The organism is Areca yellow leaf disease phytoplasma, assembly GCF_041920595.1.
This window is the reverse complement of record NZ_CP169277.1, coordinates 327,189-342,391: the sequence shown is the minus strand read 5'-3', so window position 1 is coordinate 342,391 and position 15,203 is coordinate 327,189. Positions and strand designations below refer to the sequence as shown.

At 33.7% G+C, this 15,203-nt stretch carries 11 protein-coding genes and 2 pseudogenes; 10 read left to right on the top strand and 3 right to left on the bottom strand.

What is annotated here, in order from left to right:
- Positions 1 to 555 precede the first annotated feature (555 nt).
- Together ACEW7V_RS01980 and ACEW7V_RS01975 are read right to left on the bottom strand one after the other, a co-directional pair.
- Positions 556 to 768 (bottom strand): hypothetical protein, encoded by a 213-nt coding sequence (locus ACEW7V_RS01980; RefSeq protein WP_374695288.1) that lies wholly within the window; start codon positions 766 to 768, stop codon positions 556 to 558.
- Positions 769 to 2,835: 2,067 nt separating this feature from the next.
- Complete coding sequence (locus tag ACEW7V_RS01975) at positions 2,836 to 3,051, bottom strand: chromo domain-containing protein (protein ID WP_374695287.1); 216 nt, start codon at positions 3,049 to 3,051, stop codon at positions 2,836 to 2,838.
- Between the two features lie 542 nt (positions 3,052 to 3,593).
- Between ACEW7V_RS01975 and ACEW7V_RS01970 the strand changes: the two genes are divergently transcribed.
- The 9 genes and pseudogenes from ACEW7V_RS01970 to ACEW7V_RS01930 all read left to right on the top strand — a co-directional run bounded on the left by ACEW7V_RS01970 (position 3,594) and on the right by ACEW7V_RS01930 (position 11,071).
- Positions 3,594 to 3,773 carry a hypothetical protein gene (locus tag ACEW7V_RS01970; protein ID WP_374695286.1) on the top strand — a complete coding sequence of 60 codons (180 nt, stop codon included), beginning with the start codon at positions 3,594 to 3,596 and terminating at the stop codon, positions 3,771 to 3,773.
- A gap of 1,318 nt (positions 3,774 to 5,091) precedes the next feature.
- Complete coding sequence (locus ACEW7V_RS01965) at positions 5,092 to 5,232, top strand: hypothetical protein (protein ID WP_374695285.1); 141 nt, start codon at positions 5,092 to 5,094, stop codon at positions 5,230 to 5,232.
- A gap of 289 nt (positions 5,233 to 5,521) precedes the next feature.
- A pseudogene (eno, locus tag ACEW7V_RS01960) lies at positions 5,522 to 6,848 on the top strand (phosphopyruvate hydratase).
- A gap of 120 nt (positions 6,849 to 6,968) precedes the next feature.
- Positions 6,969 to 8,500 (top strand): annotated as a pseudogene (gpmI, locus tag ACEW7V_RS01955) (2,3-bisphosphoglycerate-independent phosphoglycerate mutase).
- 1,667 nt (positions 8,501 to 10,167) lie between these two features.
- Positions 10,168 to 10,299, top strand: coding sequence for a pyruvate kinase (locus ACEW7V_RS01950; protein ID WP_374695284.1), 132 nt, complete (start codon positions 10,168 to 10,170; stop codon positions 10,297 to 10,299).
- Positions 10,300 to 10,306: 7 nt separating this feature from the next.
- The gene (locus ACEW7V_RS01945; RefSeq protein WP_374695283.1) at positions 10,307 to 10,510 is read left to right on the top strand and encodes a pyruvate kinase; all 204 of its coding nucleotides are present in this window, start codon (positions 10,307 to 10,309) and stop codon (positions 10,508 to 10,510) included.
- Between the two features lie 162 nt (positions 10,511 to 10,672).
- Positions 10,673 to 10,831 (top strand): pyruvate kinase, encoded by a 159-nt coding sequence (locus tag ACEW7V_RS01940; RefSeq protein ID WP_374695282.1) that lies wholly within the window; start codon positions 10,673 to 10,675, stop codon positions 10,829 to 10,831.
- Positions 10,770 to 10,940 (top strand): pyruvate kinase, encoded by a 171-nt coding sequence (locus ACEW7V_RS01935; RefSeq protein ID WP_374695281.1) that lies wholly within the window; start codon positions 10,770 to 10,772, stop codon positions 10,938 to 10,940. Before ACEW7V_RS01940 ends, ACEW7V_RS01935 begins: the two co-directional genes overlap by 62 nt.
- A 23-nt stretch (positions 10,941 to 10,963) precedes the next feature.
- On the top strand, positions 10,964 to 11,071 hold the full coding sequence (locus ACEW7V_RS01930; RefSeq protein WP_374695280.1) for a pyruvate kinase: 108 nt from the start codon (positions 10,964 to 10,966) through the stop codon (positions 11,069 to 11,071).
- 1,886 nt (positions 11,072 to 12,957) lie between these two features.
- Here ACEW7V_RS01930 and ACEW7V_RS01925 read toward each other — a convergent pair.
- Entirely contained in the window at positions 12,958 to 13,110 is a 153-nt protein-coding gene (locus ACEW7V_RS01925) for a hypothetical protein (RefSeq protein ID WP_374695279.1), read from the bottom strand.
- A 1,318-nt stretch (positions 13,111 to 14,428) separates the two neighbouring features.
- On the opposite strand from ACEW7V_RS01925, the gene ACEW7V_RS01920 reads away from it, so the two are divergent.
- Positions 14,429 to 14,755 (top strand): hypothetical protein, encoded by a 327-nt coding sequence (locus ACEW7V_RS01920; protein WP_374695278.1) that lies wholly within the window; start codon positions 14,429 to 14,431, stop codon positions 14,753 to 14,755.
- Positions 14,756 to 15,203 lie beyond the last annotated feature (448 nt).

The following is a 15,203-nucleotide window of genomic DNA, read 5'->3' as shown; positions in this document are numbered from 1 at the left end:
ATGCCAACTCCTCTATAAATTGATCAATAATTTATGAGTCCATCTGTAATAAGGGCTTAGCTCATCTGAGTCTATTTTAGTTGTTATTTGAGTATTTCTAGTTGTTACTAGTCTCGCATAGTCAGCCATGTCGGTTAGTTCAGCCTGTCAGCAGCTACCATGTCAGCTAATTATTTTTTGTCCATTCAAGAGCTGGTCAAGACTCAAGACTATATCATGCTGTGTGAAGACCAGTCCACCAGATTGAAGACATGGAGTATTCAACTGCCTGAAGATTTGAAGACTGAGGAAAATTGGGAAACTGATTTCAGTGTATTGCCCTCCAGATGCCTGCATTCCTTCTTCAAAATATACTATACCAGCACTCCATGATTTTAGGAGGTCCATCTGTCTGCCTGGGTCAAGATACTGAATATTTACACAAAATACATCTCTGGGCCACGGTTGCTCCTAGATTTCAGGCATCTGGAGACGATCAGTTTCTGTGATTTTCTGTCTAATACTTACTAGGCCTGAGAGGAGTGGGAGACACATGGCCCATTTGGTGATCCATTCTCAGAGAGACTTGGATGAATGAAAATCCCTGAGCCCTTCACAGCGGTGTGATCGCTCTGCAAGTAATTGGTGATTCTTCTTCACGTTGCTTGCAATCATCTTCACGCCATCAGTTCCTCCAGACTTGATACCACTCCAAAAGAAATCTTCTGTCGCTTTAATTTGTTTTTGTTTTGTGAGTTTTCTACCTTCGATACTGTTAAAACGACCCATTTCCAGCCTGTCAGATTCATGTAACTTGGCCTGCTGAGCAGATCACGAGGAACGACTTTCAAGGCATCTTCACAAACGCCAGTAATTTCATATCCAAGAGTCTTATTGTGATATCTCAGCCTAATTCGGTGTTTTCAGTTCTTCCATGTCTTTCATTACTTGTGTCCAGCTGATACCAAAATTCTCATTTGATCCGAATCTGGGAATTAATCAAACATACAAAATCTGCATGCATATTAACTTCATCTACCCGAGGTCCACTGAGGAACATTAAACTGCAGGACGAATGGTATCTCACGGCATATAGTGCGCCCACTAAAGGACGTGATTGCCGCAGACCTTATACTTACTGATCCGATCTGGAAGAGGTCAAAGCCAAACAGCCCCACTTCCCTGTGTCAAGTCACACTCGCATAGGTATGCAGACACCAAGACTGGGGGACTGCCCAAGAATCATCTAGATCATGTAACGTCTCATTAAAAGGATCACGACATCAGTCGGCTCCAGCATCATCGGTACGTATCTCATCTGCGTTGTAGGTTCCAAATTTTGCTCAATACTTGCACACAAGGAAAATTCCCGAAATCCAAGTATTATAACAAACTCTATCAGCCATGTTCTCTAATTTGCATATCTTATAACTAACTCGATTTCAGTTGCCTTAAACCCGCCACATAAAGCCTTCGTAGAACTCCAAGCGTTTCCAGTATTAAGTTTTGCGTGAAGAAAGGCACGGTTGAAATACTCAGTTTTTTCTTCGATTGCTCTTCTGCTCATTGCCATGATGATGCAAATTGATCCTATCTTACACGTTTTCCACGCTGCCTTCTCTCCATAATTGATTACGTCCACTGCACACTTCATTCCCACCACTACACTTCCTTACGCCATGCCCCCATCAACGTTTCATCTTCCATTTAGTAGCATCTTTCCCATATTTGCCCCAGTTATTCATAAGAGATACAAATACCTTCTTCTTCAGCTTGGTTTTTCATTTTCCTAGTTAACGAAGGCATACTTCTTTCATATTACACATTCTTCTTTGCTGACACATGACACTTCCTATCAGAATTTTGGACATTAGTCAAGGTTTCCCACAGCGCAGGTCGCCAAAGCTTTCACTCCTACATCAACCGAGGAAGCCCGCGATGGGAGGCCGAAGGAGGGAAGTCCGGTGATGGGAGGACCAGAGGAGGGCGGGCCGGCATCGAGAAGGCCTGAATAGGGTGGTATGGGTGGGGGTCAGACATGTCAAAGGGGGGAGACTGGGAAGTGGCGGGGAGATGAAGGAGGGAGGTCTGGCACTGGGCTTGGATTTGAGCTTCGAGGAAGACAGTGAGGGGGGGTCTGGACTGGAGGAAGAAGGTTTGGCAATGGAGAAACCTGGGGCTATCTTCTTTAAGGACCGAGCAGTAGGTGGGAAAGGAGTATGGGAAAGATGGGGATGCCTTAGAGCAGACGGAGGAGTTTTTTTAGGGAAGTAGATGGAGATGGCTGGAACGAAGGAACGGTGGGATGATGGAGATAGTCATGGGAGGGAGGTGTAGTGGTTGGAGATGGCATGGAAGGGATGGTGCAGTGGGACGATGGAGATCAATTATGGGAAAGGAAGGCAGCGGTGGAGCCTCGCGCTCCTCGACATTGCGGTTGCAACAAAGATAGGATCAGGGCCTTGCACCCCTCGACATCACCATGGCAATGAAGGCAAGAAGAAGCAATCGGAGAAGAAAAAACTGGGTGGTTTTCATTACATTTCATCCATTGCCTTTCTTCACACAAAATGAGCCTTAATATAGGCTTACAACTGGGTTCCAGAAGGCTCTAATTGACGGGTTTAAGGCTAACTAATCCGAGGATTAGTTATAAGATATACTAATTAGAGAACATGGCTGTTAGAGTTTGTTATAGCCACGGGATTTCGAGGGATTTTCCTTTATTTTTTAATTACAAAAATTGAAGCAAAATTTTGGAATTTTCCTGACACTTGGGATTTGGTTTGGACATGACGTGAGTCAGCTCTGGTCTTGGGTCGGCTTGATGGTGTCCTATTCTTCTTGTTCTATGATCTAGATGGGTTCTTGAGGCTTGGTCTTGGTCTTGGTGTCCCCACCATTTCTCCTGGGGTGGGAAGAACTCAACCCCATTGAGTAAGGGTTTGTTTGGCTTTGATACTCTTCCAAGAGATCCGGATCAATGCATTGTAGGTCCTCTCTGGTAATCCACGAGTCCTTTGATTCAGGACGACCTTGCCATCTTACCAAGTAGCGCTGATAGCCATTCATCGGTACTGATAGCTTGATCATCCAGGATTTGCTCGATCTTCTCTCTTCACTGGTCCTTTATGTGGACACCCAGTAGGTTGATGGGGGACTAATATGCATGCAATTTTTTTTTAGTATGTTTTACATGTTGAGTTAGGTGATTAATTCCCAAATTTCAGATCAAAATTATTTGTAGGAATTTTTGAAGATCAGCATGCAGATTAGGACCTAGAAAAGTAGCAAAGAAGGACCGCCGGGGCTGAGAAGCCTCGGTTAGGGCAAGTTCTCCTACAATAAAACTACTGGAGGTAGAGGGGTGTACCTGACAACGTCTGTGAAGATCGCAGCGAAGGGGTCTCTCGTTCCTCGACGGATGCGGCCTGGAAAACCGAGCCAAAGACCCGCGGATACCCGGCTTTCTGCTCGGTGATCCGATTGAGGCTTGGCTGGAGTCGTTGGATTCGTAGGAACTCGGGGACCTGCAAACGACCTGTCAGGGGTTAGAAAGCTCACAAAGGAACAAGAAAACAAAGTAAAAACAGCAAGGGAAGGCTTCTTTTGGAGTGGGCATCCAGGGATCTGGAGGGTTTGTTGGCAGCAGGAAGATGATTGCAAACACCGGGAAGAAGAACTCTCACAAACCCCTTTATGCACACAGCAGGGTATCACACCACTCAATAGAAGAACTCAAGGTTTTCATTCATCAAAAATTCCTCCTCATACAAGAGGCTAGGGTCCCTTAAATAGACCCTTAACCTTGGGCTCCAAGTAAGGGTACATAAGTCTTTACATAAGAATCCTTTTCCCTCTCAAACCCTAGCTAGAAAATAAGGAAATATTAGGTAGAAAAATCCCTAAAAATTTTCTTGACTTGGCCAAGACTCCAAGGATGCCTAGGGGCGTGTTGGGCTTCTAGGAGCAGCAAAGGCCGGCCCAAAGGGGCTCGGGTGCATGGGTTTGGGCCTCTGGAAGCTGGGGTGGCCTGGTAGCCAGGTAGCAGGAATATTCCCTGGTATCTTGCTTCTTAGGGGCTTGGGCTTGGCACCTGGGCTTGATTTCTTTGGGCTAGGATGCAGATGGACCTCTAAAATCATGGATGCCTTGGTATATGAATATATTTTGGCATCTGGAAGGGAATCTGGGCATCTGGAGGGCATCTGCAAGGAATCAGGGTTTTCTGAATTTTCCTCCTGGGGTCTTCAAATCTTCAAGCTGGGCTGGACTTGGGCTATACTTCCATGTCTTCAATCTAGTTGGACTTGGTCTTCACTTGTATGATATAGTCTTGAGTCTTCAGTATGCTTGGACAGGACTCAAAAAAATAAAATTAGCTCAACATGAGCTGACTAGCATTGGACTGAACTAGCTCAACATGAGCTGACTAGTACAGAACTGAAATAACAACTAAAATACTCAAATAACAACTAAAATAGACTCAGATGAGCTAAGCCCTTATTACAGATGGACTCATAAATTATTGATCAATTTATAGAAGGTTTAAAAAGAAATAGAAGAAAAATGGCAAACAACTCTTTGCCAAAATCGTATTTTAGACCACTGACAGCCAAAAAGGCGTTTTGTTAAATTTAGCCCTTAAAGAAGGTTATCAAACATTTGTTATTCCTGGATTCTGTGGGTGGAAGATTTAGTGTTTTTTACAAGCGTAGGAATCCTTCCTTTTGTTTTTGCTAATTTAGATGTTGTCTCACGATGAAAGGCGCTTTGGTGTTTATCACGACACTTTCTTTCAAGAAGACCTTTTCCAAAATCAAGCCTATCAGTACGCTTTAGCAAGGTATTTGCTTCACACCCAACAAACAAAAAAATGGAACTATTGGTAAGTTACGAACCGCATCTTCCTTTCTTTTTCGGAATGGTGGAAACAATTATTTGCTGAATCTGAGGGAAAAGAAGAAAAAGGGCTTTGTAGAGCCACCAACACTTACTGATCTACATTCCTTAGGCAATTTATCCAAGAAGGCACCAAAATGTTTTTGAAACAGTTTTGTCGTTACATCAATAAAAGATGATTGGTGTCTTTCCTCACATCTCCAAACGAACTTGATAATCTTAATTAGTGTAGCTGGAAAAACTTATCACAAATTAATCAAAATTCTTCAAGCCACTAAACAAGCCCACATTGAAGGCAAAGTTCCTAATTTAGAAATTGTCATTCCTACTTTGGATGCATATCATTTTTGACATTTATCGTATTTTTTCCAAAAAGCTTGTGCAATGTCAGGTTTGTTGTTAGGAATTAACCCTTTTAATCAACCCGAGTAGAAATATACAAACAAAAAAATGTTTGCTTTATTAAAGTCATAATTGCAATTATTACAAAAATATCTATTTATTACACATTAAAATACATTTTTTAGCAAAAAGCATTATAATATTTATGGTTAGTAAATTTAACTATTTGTCCCATAAACAAAAGTTATTTTATTTTTCATTTTATAATTAAAAACCAATTTAAAAAGGAGTATTAATTATGCCATATATTGAAAGTATTTTAGCGCGCGAAGTGCTAGATTCCAGAGGAAATCCTACAGTAGAAGTAGAAGTTTATACAGAATCAGGAGCGTTTGGAAGAGCTATTGTTCCTTCAGGAGCTTCTACCGGACAACACGAAGCAGTTGAATTAAGGGATGGGGATGCCAAAAGATTTTTAGGTAAAGGCGTTTTGCAAGCTGTTAAAAATGTTACTGAAGTTATTCAACCAGAATTAGAAGGAGTTATTCTGTCTTAGAACAAACTTTAATTGATAAATCATTAATTAAACTTGACAGAACTCCTAACAAATCTAATTTAGGAGCTAACGCTACTTTAGGTGCTCTTCGGTTTAGCAAAGGCTACAGCTAACTACTTAAATCTTAAAGTTTTATCAATATGTAAGGTGTTTTACTAAACAAATGCCAGTTCCTATGATGAATGTTATCAACGAAATTGGAGCTCATGTGCTTCTAACAGTGTTGATTTTCAAGAGTTTATGATTTCACTAACCGAGCAACATTCCTTTAAAGAACATGCTTTGGGGCTGAAGTTTTTCTACCATTTAGGAAAAATCTTAAACAAAAAGGACTTCAACTACAGTAGGAGACGAAGTTATGCGGATATGCACCTGACCTTAATTCTAACGAAGAAGCCTTACAAATCATTTTGGAAGCTATCAAAAGTGCAGGATACGAGCGCAGGAAAAGACATTTTTTAGGAATGGACGTTGCAGCTTCCGAGTTTTATGACAAAAAACTTCAAAAAATACGTTCTTGCATCTGAAAATAACAGAGCTTTTAGTAGCCAAGAATTAGTTCATTATTACGAAACTTTAGTTGCTAAATATCCAATTATTTCAATCGAAGACGGACTTGATGAAAATGATTGGGATGGATGGAAGCACTTAACCCAAAATTAGGTAACCAAATCCAATTAGTAGGGGACGACCTATTTGTTACTAACACCCAAAAAATTAGCTCAAGGAATTGAAAACAAAATAGGAAACTCTATTTTAATTAAATTAAATCAAATAGAACTCTAACAGAAACCCTTAGAAAACAATTGAAATATAAAAAAGCTTCTTACACCGCTGTTATTTCTCACCGTAGTGGCGAAACCGAAGACACAACTATTGCTGATTTAGCTGTTGCTACTAATGCGGGTCAAATTAAAACTGGTTCTTGTTCACCCGTACTGATCGCATAGCAAAAATACAATCAATTATTAAGAATTGAATACCAATTAGTAGAAGCTCCTTTTTAGGATTGAAAACTTTTTATAATTTGAAAAAAAATAAATCCCAATTAAACACAAAACAAAAGTGATTTAATAATACAAACAATACAAAAACAAAATAACATTATTATTGACAAGACCATCGTTTTCAAGATGTTCTTTTTGAGGTAAGGAGTTTGGGAATATGACTAAAAAAATTTGTAGGATTAATTATTTTAGATGGCTTAGGCTTAACCGACCAAAAGAAAATAACGCTTTTCATTTTGGCAAAAAGACTCCCTATCTAGATTATCTTTTAAAAAAAAACTTTCCCAATACCACTCTTAAGCCTCAGGTGAAGAAGTAGGTGGGTCTTCCCCAAGGTCAAATGGGAAATGGTGAAGTAGGACACTAGCAGATCAGGAGCAGGAAGAGTTGTTTATCAATCGCTTACTCAAATTAATAAAACTATTCGTGATAAATCTTTTTCACCAACAAAATAATTTTCTCCAAGCCATCAGACATGTTAAAAAAAACACTTGTGCAGAAATGCATCTTTAGGACTTATCTCCTGATGGGCGGAATTCATTCTCATTTTAGAACATTTTAAAGTCTTTATTTGATTTATTAAAAAGAAAACAATTTAGCAAACAACATCTTTTTTACACGCTTTTACTGATGGAAAGTTTCTGAAGTCCTCATTCAGGTATTAAATTCATATTAAAGACCTTCTTGATTATGGCTTTAATATTGCTTCTGTTGTTGGTAGATATTATGCTCTTGACCGTGATAACAATTGGAACCGCATTAATTTAGTCTATAATATGCTTACATCCAAACAAGCTCCTGTTATTGACTGGCCATTAGAAAACACTATACAAAATTTTTATAATCAAGGCATTACAGATGAATTTATCACTCCTTTTATTACCAATCCAAATGGTTTAATTAATGATAATGATGCAGTTATTTTTGTTAATTTTCGTCCTGACCGTGCCATGCGTCTTGCAACTGCTCTATCTAATCCTTGTGCTACTAATGCTTTTTGTTCTGAGGGTAAAACCAATTTTTGCGGCACTAAATTATTAAATAATCTTTTTTTAGTAACAATGACTAAATACAGCGCTCAAGTTAAAAGTGTAGTTGCTTTTGAAAAAATAACTCTAAAAAATATTTATGGTGAAGTAATTGCCAATTTAGGAATGCACCAACTAAGAATTGCAGAAACTGAAAAAATATCCTCATGTAACTTTTTTCTTTGATGGTGGCAAGGAACTGCAATTAAAAATGCAGATAGAATCTTAATTCCTTCTCCCAAAGTAAAAACTTACGATCTTAAACCCGAAATGAGTGCTTTAGAAATTACCACCCATACTAAAACTGCTATTTTATCTGGTAAATACGATACTTTAATTCTTAATTTTGCAAATCCTGATATGGTAGGACATACTGGTTTTTAGATGCTACCATTAAAGCGATTCAAACAGTAGACAGCTGTCTTAAAGAAGTTTTAAATGCCATTTTTTCAGTTAAAGGCAAAGCCTGTATTGTAGCAGATCATGGAAATGCCGAACAAATGACAGATAACTCAAGGAAATCCACACACAGCTCATACCACTAATTTAGTTCGCTTTCATCGTTACAGATAAAAATGTTGTCTTAAAACCGGGGTCTTTATGTGATGTTGCACCCACAATGCTAGATTTATTAGAAATTAAAAAAACCTCAAGAAATGACAGGAAATAGTTTAATTAAAAACTAAATAAATCATTAACTTTATTATTTACAATACCATAATTAAATATTTGGTTGATTTTGATTACTTATTTAGCTAATAATTTTGAAAATAAAAAATCACAAAAAACAATTTATTAACCATTTATTTATAACTTTGTTATTTATATTACATCATATTTAGTGAATTTATTAGTTATTTTATTTTTTTGTGTAGAATCGGAGTAAATTGTAATGAAAAAAGACAAACAAAAATAAAGATTTTTGGGTTTCACCCTTTAATGTTTCTTTTTTTGTAGTGGTTTGTGCTTTACATCTTTTGTGCAGTTAAAGAAAATGGGAATAAAAAAAATTATATCACCCTCTTTAACCCCTTTATTTATTATTTTTGTCTTTACGGATATAGATCTTAATTTTATTGGTGATAGTGTCCCTTATTTAAATAAAAATAGGGTTATGAGGATTTTACTTTATTTTTTGTTCACTTCTTGTTGGTTTATAAAGGATGGATACCACAAGATTTAGCAGACAAAATGTAATGAAAATTTTCAGTACCAAAACACCAAATAATCATTTAAGATCTGATTTTGCTAACTTTTTTATAACTTGTGTTATTTGCTGAAGTATTTTAAGTGTTGATGAAATTTATTAAAAAGATCGCTTTCTAAGTTTCTTCCTTTAACATTAATTGTTTGTTTAGTAGCTATTTTAAGTGTTGGTTTTTGTAGGATTCTTATTTAATTATCAAAAACCAGAAGGGTTTTAGCCACTAAGGTTCCTTTTTAGACTCTATTTTTTATGTAAGCTGTTCCATTAACAAATGGAGGAACTGTTTAGGTATTAATGGTTTTGCAAATGGTATTTATAAAGATACTTTCCCTCAATTGAATCAAAAAACTATTAGAACAGCAATTATAGTGCCTTTGATTATGGCTAGATGTTTAAAATCTTATTTTTATTTGCTGGCTTAATGTATGTTATTTTTGATAAAACTAAATTTAGTGGTAAAGGAAAGTTAGAATACTAAAACAATAAACTTACACCCAAACCAGCAGAGAAAAAAAACTCGCTGAGAATAACAAAAAATATTGGTATGGGTTTAACGATGATTTTTGTATTATTTAGTTTTAAGTGGTCTTTTAAATAAATTATTATGGGGTTATTTAAGAATCGTTAGTTTATTTTTATTCTTTTCTTAATTTTGATTAGAGTTTTTAATTTATTATCTACAAAGAAAAATCAAAGTCATATTTCTCCAAGCTTAGGACAAGTAATATCTAAAAATTTCACTACTCCTATTTTGTAGGTTTACAGAATGACAGTTAAATGGCAACAATTAATGGGAGAATAAAACAAATACCTGTTTTAACTATGGTTTTAACTGCTTTATTGGTAGTTATTTTGGTATCCTTTATTCTTGCTAAAACTTTTGGTTTTTATCCTTTTAAGAACATCTCTTACAGCTGGTTTGGGTGCTTTAAATTAGCAGGAGGAACTGGACATTTAGGGACAATGTCAATAAGTAAAGAGACAATTTATTACCTTTTATTATGATTGCTACTAGAATTATTGGACCTATTATCTATACTTTGGCTTATTTCTTATTTAAATTTTTTTATATGTCATAATTTCATAATTTAACTAATTTTGACAATCATTTTTATATTTTAAAAACAAAAAAGGATGTAGTTATTCATGAACAAAACTAAAATAATTTGTACCTTAGGACCTGCTTCTTATGATAAAAACATTTTACAAGCCTTAATTCAAACAGGTTTGAATGTAGCAAGATTTAATTTTTTCTCACGCTCAATACGAACAAACTAAACTTTTAATGAAAACCATTAAAATTATTAGCGATAAATTAGACAAACACACAGGACTTATGTTAGATACTAAAGGACCTGAAATTAGAACTCACGAATTTGATGGTGTAGTACCAATTCAAAAAGATTCTGAAGTAAAAATATCTATGACAGAAGTTTTAGGTAATGCTAAACTTTTTTCAGTTAGTTATTCTAATTTACTTAATGATTAAAAGTTGGCATTGTGGTTAATAATATTGATGATGGATACTTATCTTTGGAAGTTGTAGACAAAGACGAAGCCAAACAACAATTAGTTTACTAAAAAAACCAAAAATACTCACTCCATCAAATCTCGTAGAGGTGTAAATGTTCCTAAAAAGTTAATTTAGAAAATGGATTTTATTTCTCCTAAAGATTATCAAGATATTGTTTTTGCTGCCCAACAAGATTTTGATTATATTGCTGCTTCATTTGTTAGAAGAGCTCAAGATGTCAAAGATATTAGAAAAATTTTACAGAACAAGGAATTTCAACATCCAAATTATTTCTAAAATAGAAAATCAAGAAGGTGTTGATAATTTAGAAAAAATCATTCAAGAATCAGACGGTATTATGGTTGCAAGAGGTGATTTAGGAATAGGGAAGTTGATGGTGAATTAGTACCACTTTTTACCAAAACACGTATGATTACTAAATGTTTTAGAATACATTCCAAACCAGTTGTAGTAGCTACTCAAATGTTAGAATCTAGCTTGCGAAATCCACGTCCCACAAAAGCTGAAAACTTCTGATGTCTTTAATGCAGTTAGAGAAGGCACCACCTTTACTATGCTATCGAGGCGAAAGTCAGCTGGTGAATATCCTGTAGAGAGCTGTAACTTATATGAAAAAAATTAATTATCAAGCTGAAAAAGTAGTTAATTATCAAGCTTTATCAAAGTATACCAGGCCTAAAACTCCAAAACCTTTTGTTCGGTGCTGTGGAATTGGCTTTACGCAGCGATATTTAAAGCAATTGCTGCCCGCGACTAAAAGATGCTTATAATGTCGAAATTTCATCCATCCGTTCTCGTTTTGGCTTTAGTTAAAACTGAACAAGAAGCTCATCGTTTAGTACTAAATTTTGGGGTTTGTCCTTTTGTTTCTGGAAACCAAATTACAAACTAAATGGAAGAACTTACCTAAAATCAAAAGTAGTAATTGTCTTGTTGTTAAAGATGGATGCTTTATTTTAAATAATAACATTAAATAACAACGAACCAAACATACATCAAAAACATTCAAATATACTTAGGTAGTTATTAAGATCATATTTTATATTAAATGTTATAGATTATAAAACTTAATCTACTGTTTATTTTTTTAAATTTTGTAATAAAGTGTTTTTGATTGTCCTGTGTGTTTAATGAATATACATCAATTTTTTTCAAGTGACTTTTGATATGAGTATTTGATAATAAACCTTCTATTTTGTAGTTATAAAAAAAGGAAATTTTAACTCCAAATTTAGTCCATCATGTGAACAAGGCACTTCAATTTTACATTTAATGAAAAGTGGCAATAATTTCATTGGTGTTAATATTTTTAAAAGCAATGTTTGACATCAAATAAGAAGGTCCACCTAAAAAAGATCCTTTTTCAAATAAGGTCAGTGCAAAGTTGTTTTAAATAAAGTTTTTGTCATTAAAAGGACTTTCTATTCACAAAGAATATACATATTTTTGAGCACCATTAACAAAGTTTTTAATGCCTCCAAAGAATAACAATTATTAGTTTATCTCAAAATTCCATCAAAATACTAAACTAATAAAAGGTTTTGGGTGTTGGTTCTTTTTGATGCGGTGAATCAAAAAAACCAGATTGGATAATTTGAGAATTACACAAACCATAAGAAAAGTTAATTAGATAATACATTAGAAAGTTTTTCGTAACCATTCTTAACGCCATATCTTTTATCGCTTTTTTCCCTAAATATACATTATAATATTCATTCCTGATTTGAGATTCCTAAAATTTGTATGTTTAATTTCGATCAATAAATTGATTATCTAGTTCTTTGGTTTTTTTTTCATTTTCCAAAAGTAAGATTTGTTCTTTTAAATCAATAATTTTTTGGTTTTGGTAAACTAGTTTTTTTTTTGCATCACTTTTATTTTCTTCATTTTTCTAATTTCTGTTATTTGTGGATACAATGTTTTTTTTTCCTTTTTGATTGGGATTATCTAAATTGTTTTCTTTTTATGTGGTTTCTGGAGCTTGAAATGATTTTTTCATTTTGGTTTTTGGTAAATCTTGTAAATCATTATAATTAAAATTTTTAGAGGATAAAGAAGTATTTTTAGTAGAATTTTGTGAAGCTTCTAAAGCAAAAAAAGTTATTTTGCCATCCTAACCAACCAAATATTATTAAAAGTATAGAAAAGATTATTATTACAATAATTATGTTTTTTTTAAAAGATGGCATTTTCACTTATCTTTTTTTTCCAACATTTCTATTTTATTTTTTATAAATTTATAAATATAAAATAAAAAAGAGGCTATAAACCTCTTTGATATTTTTTAATTATGATTGAGTATTTCTTTTTAAAAATAACAAAAAAGCAAACTTAAAAAAGTGATGGAAATTAATATAATGCAAGCAATAACAATATAAAATCCATAATTTGTATTTTCGTTATTATCTGTTTTTTTCGCTTGTTATTTTAGGAGATAATATTGTTTGTGAGCTGTTTTGCAACTCTTCTTTATTGGGCATAGAAGTTGTTAATGTTTCAGATAAAGTATTGTCATCATTAAATAAAAGTGCGACTGCTTCTTGAACTTTTTGCATAACTAAGTCTTTAGTTGAATCTGGGTTTCCTGCTTCTTCTGCAATTAAATTTTCAATTGTTTCATCTAATTGATTTTGTTTTATGGGTGAAAAATAAAATGTGGAATATTATATTTTTTTTTAACTTCCGCAATAAACTTTTCTTTTATTTATTTTTTTTAATTTGATAAGTTAATTTAGCTTTTCCTTTATATTTAGGAGATTTATCCAATGCTCAATGGTTATATAACCTTTGAGCGATCTTTTAGGAAAATAAACATCTTCTTTGTAATTACTAAACCATTATTTTTATTTTTAATGGCATTTAAAAATCCTCATCAGAAATCAATGATTCACTGTGAATTTTATTTAATTTAGTCTCTAAAGCTTTATTTTCCACCAGTATAAGAAGGCCGCCAGAATGTACTTAGGTCTTCTTTGACATTAAAAAATAACTTCTACTTGACCTTTGAATTTTTTAGAATTGTCTTTTGCTTTGACAGTTGCTTTGTTATTGCTTATCGAAACAACTTCTAAATCGTCTCCAATAGCAATACCACCTATATTTTTGTAATTTTTTCCAATTTTTTTTCAATGATTTTTTGTCATTTGGTGCACTTTCAAAAGATCCTATATTTTTTTCAATAGTGCTGATATCTATTGGGTCTTTGAGCAGCTTTTAAAGTGTTGTAATGAAAACTTATTACAAATAAGATCAAAATTAATAATGCACTTAAACAATAAATAAACCTTTGTTTTAAACAAGGTTGTTTTTGGTAAATATTTTTCAATGATTTTATTTTTCTTTCTAATATCTTAATCTTTGCAAAATCCAAATGTAAAAAATTTATAAAATGCAAAAAGTTTAAGATGAATTAAAGAATTTTAAACGAATTTATTACTAGCAGTTTTTGAAAAATTTCTCGAATTCCTTTAAAATCCACTAATATTATAACTGAATCAAAACGAAAAAGAAACACTTTTTATTTTTTATAAAAAATATTTTTCTCCTTTTAAAATGCTAAAATAATGTTAAAATTTAAGTATTAAGATGTAGATAAAGTATAAAAATAAATGTAGAATTAATATTTTGTTTTCCACCTTTCCTCTTATTTTTTGCTCAAATATCTGCTTATTATATGGATTAATATTGATTATTATGACCGAAATTAAAAAAATACCTTATCTACGCTTACATTTTATTTTGTGTTTGTGTTTTTGATTTTGCAAGTGTTTCCAACAAAATATACAAACAAAAAAAAAAACAACATACAACAAACAAAAAAAATTAAAATTAACAAAATTAACAAAAAATAAAAATAATAAAAAGAGGTTAGAAATGATTGATTTTAAAAAAGAGGTTTTAAAAAGAAAAGACGCCTTAATTGAGGCTTTGCAAACATTATTAAAAATTAACACTGAACTTACCACCTTTGATCCTAATATGAACAGGTTATTTCATGAAGGGAAATCAACAAGCCCTTTTGATTTTATGCTTGATTTAGGCTCCCAAAGCGGCTTTCTTAAAACCCTGAATTTAGAAGGATACGCTGGTCATATTGAATACGGCAACCAAAAAGAATGGGTTGGTATGATTGGTCATTTGGATGTAGTGCCAGCAGGAACTGGTTGGGACTATCCACCTTTATGCGGCTTTAATTGTTGATGGCGCGCTTTATGGCAGAGGAACCCAAGACGATAAAGGTCCTACAATGGCAGCCGGGCTTTGAAAATATTGCACGAACTAAATTTGCCACTTTCCAAAAGAATTAAATTAATTTTTAAAATATTTAAATTGAAACCGGATTCTGCTGTATGAAACACTATTTTTAAACAAGTCCCTGAATTACCTGTATCTGGTTTTGTTCCTGACGCTTTTCATTTCCTGCTATTTATTGCGAAAAAGGAATTGGGGATTTTACTTTTGAAGGCACAGTTTTAGAAAATAGAATTGTAAATATTCAAAGCGGGCAAGCCTCTAATGTTGTTCCTGATTTGGCACAAGCAGTTCTAAATTTGATCCTCACTACTCAGATTTATTCCATAATTTTGTTAAAACCAACAGCATCAAAGCCACTTTAGTACTAATAAGGCGATTTGTTAAAGCTTCTTGA

What these genes read in the sequence shown, in the direction of transcription:
- ACEW7V_RS01980 (WP_374695288.1), bottom strand. Translation starts at nt 768, where the DNA reads ATGGGTCGTTTTAACAGTATCGAAGGTAGAAAACTCACAAAACAAAAA.
- ACEW7V_RS01940 (WP_374695282.1), top strand. Translation starts at nt 10,673, where the DNA reads ATGGATTTTATTTCTCCTAAAGATTATCAAGATATTGTTTTTGCTGCC.
- ACEW7V_RS01920 (WP_374695278.1), top strand. Translation starts at nt 14,429, where the DNA reads ATGATTGATTTTAAAAAAGAGGTTTTAAAAAGAAAAGACGCCTTAATT.
- ACEW7V_RS01935 (WP_374695281.1), top strand. Translation starts at nt 10,770, where the DNA reads ATGTCAAAGATATTAGAAAAATTTTACAGAACAAGGAATTTCAACATC.
- ACEW7V_RS01925 (WP_374695279.1), bottom strand. Translation starts at nt 13,110, where the DNA reads ATGCAAAAAGTTCAAGAAGCAGTCGCACTTTTATTTAATGATGACAAT.
- ACEW7V_RS01975 (WP_374695287.1), bottom strand. Translation starts at nt 3,051, where the DNA reads ATGAATGGCTATCAGCGCTACTTGGTAAGATGGCAAGGTCGTCCTGAA.
- ACEW7V_RS01930 (WP_374695280.1), top strand. Translation starts at nt 10,964, where the DNA reads ATGATTACTAAATGTTTTAGAATACATTCCAAACCAGTTGTAGTAGCT.
- ACEW7V_RS01950 (WP_374695284.1), top strand. Translation starts at nt 10,168, where the DNA reads ATGAACAAAACTAAAATAATTTGTACCTTAGGACCTGCTTCTTATGAT.
- ACEW7V_RS01945 (WP_374695283.1), top strand. Translation starts at nt 10,307, where the DNA reads ATGAAAACCATTAAAATTATTAGCGATAAATTAGACAAACACACAGGA.